The following is a 6,496-nucleotide window of genomic DNA, read 5'->3' on the forward strand; positions in this document are numbered from 1 at the left end:
AGAATTTGAGTATCAATTCAAATGACAAGTAATCGCATTAAGGCCAGTCCTCTTAAAGTATTGTTCTTAAAATATTGTTCTCAAAGTATTGTTCTCAAAGTATTGTTCTCAAAGTATTGTTCTCAAAGTATTGTTCTCAAAGTATTGTTCTCAAAGTATTGTTCTCACTGAAAATTAGATATCGTAATTATCAGATTTTGAAAAGAAAAATATGGACGAAAAACAGTAGAGGTAATATGTGTATAGCTATTCCAGGAAAAATCAAGGCCATAGTCAACGAAAACACTGCCACGGTTGATATGGGTGGGATCTGCAGAGATGTAAACATGGACCTGCTTGGAGGTGCCAGTGAAGCTCTGCTAGGGAAATATGTCCTTGTCCATGTAGGATACGCAATATCTGAAATCTCAAAAGAAGAGAGTGAAGAAACCATGCGTCTCCTCAGGCAGATATCAGGCCTTGAAGATTCGGATATCTCTGAAACGAGGTCCTCCGAAGAAACGGACGTTGAGTGAAATGAAAAACGAGGATTCTTCTTTAAAGCCCAGTATGCCTGAACTTGAAAAAAAGCTTCTGGAAAGAATTCAAGCCTCCGGAATCTCACTCCGTGTAATGCATGTCTGCGGTACGCACGAAAGGACTATAGCAAAATACGGGCTCAGAAGCGTGCTCCCACAGAATATAGACGTAATAAGCGGGCCCGGATGTCCCGTATGCGTCACTCCCGAAAAAGACATTGACATTGCGATTGCTCTTGCAAAGAGTGGAACAACTGTAGTCACTTTCGGGGATATGATGAGGGTCCCTGGTTCGGCAGAAAGCCTGCTGGATGCAAAGTCTGAGGGAGCAGACGTAAGGATGGTGTACAGCATTGATGATGCCGTATCCCTTGCAAACAAAAAACCTGAGCTCGAAGTGGTCTTTTTCGGAGTCGGCTTTGAGACCACGGTCCCTGCTAATGCAGCTGCCCTTCTCAGAAATCCGCCCGAAAACTTCAGCCTCCTTGCCTCCCAGAAACAGACTCCTCCAGCAGTCGAACTTCTTGCCAGCGATGCCGAAGTTGATGCTTTTATTGCCCCAGGGCATGTAGCAACCATTATAGGGACAAAGCCTTTCGAACATCTTGCAGAAAAAGGCTTTCCTGTTGTTGTGAGCGGGTTTGAGGCAAGAGATATCCTCCTCGGAATAAACCTGCTCCTGGCACAGGCAGAGAAAGGAGTCTCAAGGGTAGACAATGGATATCCAAGGGTCGTAAAGCCAGAAGGGAACACAATAGCCCTGAAAATGATGAATGAGGTATTCGAAACCTCGGAGTCCGAGTGGAGGGGAATTGGAAATATAGAGGGTTCGGGGCTAGTGCTCAGGAAAGAGTATGAGGAAAAAGACGCCTCAAAGAAGCATGAAGACCTTTATTCTGCTTCCCTTGCAGAGATAAGGGCAAAAGCGGAGAAAAAGGATAAGAAGCGCTGTATCTGTGCAGCTATCCTCACAGGGAAAGCAAAACCATCCCAGTGCCCCAACTTCGGGAAAGACTGCACCCCGAAAAATCCGACGGGACCCTGTATGGTCAGTCAGGAAGGTATGTGCTACAACTGGTTCAGGTACTCGCGGGAAGGAGGAAGCAGGCTTGCATGAGTATTCCATCGCCTGTGAGATCTTTGAGCAGGTAATAGCAACTGCCGAAGCTCACGAAGCCCAGGAAGTCAGGCATGTAATCCTGGAAATGGGGAGGCTTGCCCATACAAATCCGGAGCAACTGAGCTTCTGTTTTAAGGCCATTGCCGAAGGGAGCATTGCTGAAAATGCGGAGTTCATTGTAGAGATGATCCCACCCTCCCTGGAATGCGAGTGCGGATACACCGGCACTGTGGATGAAACACAGATAGGAAAGGATGGCGAACTCCGAAGCGAACTTCTGGAATACATCGCAGCGCTTGAATGCCCTGTATGCGGAAAAAATGCTCGCATCACAGGGGGCAGAGAACTGATTATAAAAAGCATTGATATTGAGACAGAAGTAGAAAAGTGAACCTCCAGGCAGACAAATATATAAATGTAGTAAAAGGTAGCAGGTCTATCAAATATAGTCACTTAAAAATACTCATTTCAACTCTCATTCAAACATACTACCTAAACATTCAAACATACCTATCTAAACAGACATCCTGATCCGTAAAATTTAATTCACAAACAACAAACGGATTTTTTCATCGAGATAATCAAGCAACCCCGAGTGATGTTTATGTTAATGCATGTAATCCACATGGGACACGATGTGTTCAAGGCAAATGATAAGATTGCCGAAAAAAACAAGACGGCCCTTGACAAACACGGAGTCTTCTCAGTCAACGTTATGGGAGCCATCGGGTCAGGAAAGACCACTCTGATCGAAGAGGCAGTCAGGTACCTCAAAGAAAAGTACAGAACAGTGGTAATCGCAGGTGACGTCATCGCAGAGATGGATGCCTCACGTTTCAGGAAACTCGGGGTGCAAACAATCCCTGTAAACACTGGAAAGGAATGCCACCTGGACGCAAAACTGGTGGAGAAAGCCCTCGATGAGATCGACCTTGACAATACGGATCTCCTTATTATTGAAAATGTGGGCAATCTGATCTGCCCTGTAGACTTCAAGCTTGGAGAACACCTCAGGGTGGTTGTGGTGAGCGTCACTGAAGGAGACGATATTATCCTCAAGCATCCTATGATTTTCAAAACTGCAGAACTTGCGGTAATAAATAAGGTTGACATTGCACATGCAGTTGACGTTGACGCCGAGAAAATGAGGGATGACATCCTTTCCTTAAACCCTGATGTGCCGGTCATCCTTACTTCAAAGCACGACTGGGAGAGCCTTGAGACCTGGATAAGCTTTATTGAACTTGGAATCGGAAGAGCACAGGAAGCTCAGAGAAAGTAAAGCAATTCAAAGCGGTTTAAACGCGGATAAAAGTAAAAGGAGACCGGATATGAAAGCAAATGCCATTTCCCTGGAACACGGTGCAGGCGGAGAGGTAATGCAGGAGCTTATAGGGGAGATTATCCTTAAAAACTTCCGCAACAAAAGCGCAGGCTCAATAGGCCTTGAAAGCCTAGATGACGGGTCTACGGTCAGACTTGAGAACTTTAACCCCGCTTCCGAACTTGTGCTGACAACGGACAGCCACGTGATAACCCCTGCTTTCTTCCCGGACACCAATATAGGACGTCTGGCAGTTTCAGGCACCATCAACGACCTCACGGTGATGGGAGCAAAGCCCCTTGCCCTTACCTGCGCAGTCATAGTCCCTGAAGGTTTTCCAATTCATGAGTTTGAAGAGATAATCAAAACAATGGACAAAACTGCTGCGGAAGTTGGAGTTCCTATAATTACAGGCGACACAAAAACCGTGGAAAAAACTGCCCTTGACTCAATCATCCTGAACACAGCAGGCCTTGGAATAACGGACAGCCCTGTTAGGGACTCGGGACTGAAGCCAGGAGACCGGCTCCTTGTCACAGGCACGATCGGTGACCACGGGATCTCTCTTATGGCTCACAGGGAAGGTTTTGACTTCGATACCGACCTTGTCTCGGACTCCGCGCCCCTCTGGAAACTCATAGAACCAATCCTGAAACTCCGGACGCCGGAAGGGGAACCGGTAATTACAGCTATGAAAGACCCTACCCGCGGAGGGCTTGCAAACGCCCTCAACGAAATGGCAGCAAAAGCCGGAACAGGGATCCTCCTCGAAGAAGACCTGATCCCCTTCAAGCCCGCAGTCACTGCAGCCTGCGAAATGCTGGGCCTGGACCCCCTCGAAGTTGCAAACGAGGGAAAGGCGGTAATCGGAGTCAAAGCCGGCTTTGAAGAAGAAGTCCTCTCCATCCTCAGAAAGCACCCCTATGGCAAAGACGCAGCCCTTATCGGAGAAATTACTGCGGAAAACAAAGGCGAAGTAATCCTGAGAAACCGCTTCGGCGGCATGCGCTATGTGGACGTGCCGGCTGGAGACCCGATACCAAGAGTCTGTTAATCGAGTTGCGATGTAATCACAAAAAAATCGGAGATTTTCTTGGAGTTGCGATGTAATCATAACAACCCTCAATCCTTTTCACTCGCTTCGCCCTCTCAAGCGGACTTATTTACTCTTTTTTCCTTTTTGATTTCGGCCTCTTTTTGTCATCATCCCTCACCATATTTGGTCAGGTTTTGGAATTGAAGCCGGAATGAATCAAAAAGAAGGGACATCATGAAAATTATTAAACATAAAGGAAAAATTTCCCAGATAAGAGCAGTTCTCCGGAAAAACAGCAAGAAGCCATGAATTTGGAAAAACCAAAAACACATTGTTGCTGAGCTCCACTGCATTTTTGCCTGCCTGAGGAACTCCCAAAAATCTCTCTTTTGCTTTTTTGTACAGAATATGCCCTGTTGTAGCAAATATAATTCCTTTTTAGAGGGATATTTTTTCAAATTTTTATAAAGAGACATTTATATAAGTTTGATAGTTTATATTAATTAAGAAGATAATGGTTTTTTTGCGATTAGCAATAAATTTTATTCACCATTTTCTGTGTAAGAACGCTCAAGATCCTGAAATATCCAACTGAAAATAACCTTGGGGGGTTACATGACAAAAGAAGAGATTTTGAAAGGGTTAGCGGATGCTGTCATTGAAGGAGACGACGATACAGCGGTAGAGCTTGCAAACCAGGCTCTTAAGGAAGGGGTTGATGCACGCGAGGCAATCATAAACGGGCTTGCAAGGGGAATGACAGTCATGAGTGAGAAATATGAACGAGGTGAAGCTTTTGTTCCCCAGCTGATGATTTCTTCGAGTGCGATGTATGCGGGGATGGACGTCCTTATTCCTCATGTGAAAGTCATAGAGGCAGAACGACCTTCAACTGCAGTGATCGGGACCATCGAGGGAGATGTGCACGACATTGGCAAGAACCTTGTTAAGACAATGCTTACTGCGGCCGGATTTAACATGATCGACCTGGGCGCGGATGTTCTAGTCAGCAAATTCGTTGAAACCGCAAGGGAACACAAAGCCGACCTGATCTCGATGAGTGCTCTTATGACCACCACCATGGTCGGGATGGAGAAAGTGATAGAACAGCTTCAGGAGGAAGGGATCAGGGATGCCGTAAAGGTCATGATCGGAGGTGCTCCGGTTTCGGAAAAGTTTGCACACGCCATTGGGGCCGATGCCACACAGCCCGATGCTGCCGCTGCCGTAGAGTGGGCACTTGAAGCCGTAAAAGAGCTTGAGCCCGTGGCTGACCGGTGGAGTGAGGAAAAGATCAGCCTGACCAAACGGAAATACATGGATATCCTGGCAAAAAGGAAAGTATCGGTCGGAGTCGACGTAGGCAGGATGACGGCTGAAAAGATCATAAAAGAGTTTGAGAGCGTGAAGGTCAAGGCTAAAGAAGCGATGACCCACATCGATCGGTCCTTTGGGGCCCTCCAGGACAAGAAAGTGGACCGCCTGCCGGTGTATCCGCTTGCCTGCGGCGTCCTCCGAAAATTCGTGCCTGCGTCCTACAGGGAATACACAACAGTCCCCGAGAAGTTTGCAGCAAGCGCCTATGCAGGGGTAAAGTACCTGGACCTTGATATGTTCGTGGGGCTTGCCGACCTCTCGGTGACCTCCGCAGATCTCGGCTGTAAGATTACGATCCCAGACGAAGACACACCTGCCTCAGCTGGGCATCTGGAGGCCTATGAAAAGATTGAGATCCCCGAGATAAAGGAAGGTACCCGGGCCTATGGAATGATCCAGGCTACCAAACAGGCAAGGGAAAAACTGAAAGAACTTAACGCGCCGATGGTTGGTTTCCAGGAAGGCCCGCTTCTGACCCTGACCCAGCTGATGGGAGCAAGCCGCGTCTTTATGGATATGCAGACCAATCCAAAGGTTGTGCTGGAAGCCGTGGAAAAGTGTGCGGATTATGTTTGTGCGGTTACGGAGAGGTTCTTTGAGGAGGATGCCTGTGACGGGCTCTGCGTGGATAACCTCTGGTCCAATAACGTCATCATGAGTTACGATGATTACTGGAAGTTCGAAGGGGAACTCGTCTCCAGGAGGCATGTCCCACTCTTTAAAAAATATAACCAGCCTTACATCATCCACAGCTGTGCCGATGCCGTTCACTACGACATCCAGATCAAAAACTTCGGGACTGCCCTATTCAGCTATGCCTACTACCCGAGCTTGAAGGAAAAAGGCTCCAAGAACTATGCCGACCTCATCCCCAGGTACGGGGACATCTGCTGCATGATGGGAGAAGTCAACCCGGTACAGTTCATGGACAATTCGCCTGAAAGCGTCCAGAAGATAAAGAACGATACCGAGACCCTGCTCCGTGACGTCTTGCCTGTCCTGAAGGAAAACGGGAAGCAGTCCAAGTATATCATGTCAACGGGGTGTGAGGTACCTCCGGGAGCTCCCCTGGATACTGTGCAAGCCCTGTCTCTTATACACATCTGACGCTGCCGACGAAT

The 6,496-nt window shown here is 47.5% G+C and carries 6 protein-coding genes; all 6 read left to right on the top strand.

Going from position 1 to position 6,496, the window contains the following annotated elements:
- Positions 1-236 precede the first annotated feature (236 nt).
- Entirely contained in the window at positions 237-515 is a 279-nt protein-coding gene (locus EO95_RS16475) for a HypC/HybG/HupF family hydrogenase formation chaperone (RefSeq protein WP_048136492.1), read from the top strand.
- A 1-nt stretch (position 516) separates the two neighbouring features.
- On the top strand, positions 517-1,635 hold the full coding sequence (gene hypD / locus EO95_RS16480; protein ID WP_048136503.1) for a hydrogenase formation protein HypD: 1,119 nt from the start codon (positions 517-519) through the stop codon (positions 1,633-1,635).
- Complete coding sequence (hypA, locus tag EO95_RS16485) at positions 1,628-2,029, top strand: hydrogenase maturation nickel metallochaperone HypA (RefSeq protein WP_048136493.1); 402 nt, start codon at positions 1,628-1,630, stop codon at positions 2,027-2,029. Before hypD ends, hypA begins: the two co-directional genes overlap by 8 nt.
- A gap of 219 nt (positions 2,030-2,248) precedes the next feature.
- Positions 2,249-2,920: a hydrogenase nickel incorporation protein HypB gene (gene hypB, locus EO95_RS16490; protein WP_048136504.1), complete on the top strand. Its 672-nt coding sequence runs from the start codon at positions 2,249-2,251 to the stop codon at positions 2,918-2,920.
- A 49-nt stretch (positions 2,921-2,969) separates the two neighbouring features.
- A complete protein-coding gene (gene hypE, locus EO95_RS16495) occupies positions 2,970-4,016 on the top strand; it encodes a hydrogenase expression/formation protein HypE (RefSeq protein ID WP_048136494.1) in 1,047 nt (348 codons plus the stop codon).
- Positions 4,017-4,613: 597 nt separating this feature from the next.
- The gene (locus EO95_RS16500; RefSeq protein WP_048136495.1) at positions 4,614-6,482 is read left to right on the top strand and encodes a methyltransferase cognate corrinoid protein; all 1,869 of its coding nucleotides are present in this window, start codon (positions 4,614-4,616) and stop codon (positions 6,480-6,482) included.
- The last annotated feature ends 14 nt before the right edge of the window (positions 6,483-6,496 follow it).

Source organism: Methanosarcina sp. 1.H.T.1A.1 (assembly GCF_000979295.1).
Taxonomy (GTDB): Archaea; Halobacteriota; Methanosarcinia; order Methanosarcinales; family Methanosarcinaceae; genus Methanosarcina.

Coding starts and splice junctions, on each gene's coding strand:
- hypE (WP_048136494.1), top strand. CDS start 2,970: ATGAAAGCAAATGCCATTTCCCTGGAACACGGTGCAGGCGGAGAGGTA.
- hypD (WP_048136503.1), top strand. CDS start 517: ATGAAAAACGAGGATTCTTCTTTAAAGCCCAGTATGCCTGAACTTGAA.
- EO95_RS16475 (WP_048136492.1), top strand. CDS start 237: ATGTGTATAGCTATTCCAGGAAAAATCAAGGCCATAGTCAACGAAAAC.
- EO95_RS16500 (WP_048136495.1), top strand. CDS start 4,614: ATGACAAAAGAAGAGATTTTGAAAGGGTTAGCGGATGCTGTCATTGAA.
- hypB (WP_048136504.1), top strand. CDS start 2,249: ATGCATGTAATCCACATGGGACACGATGTGTTCAAGGCAAATGATAAG.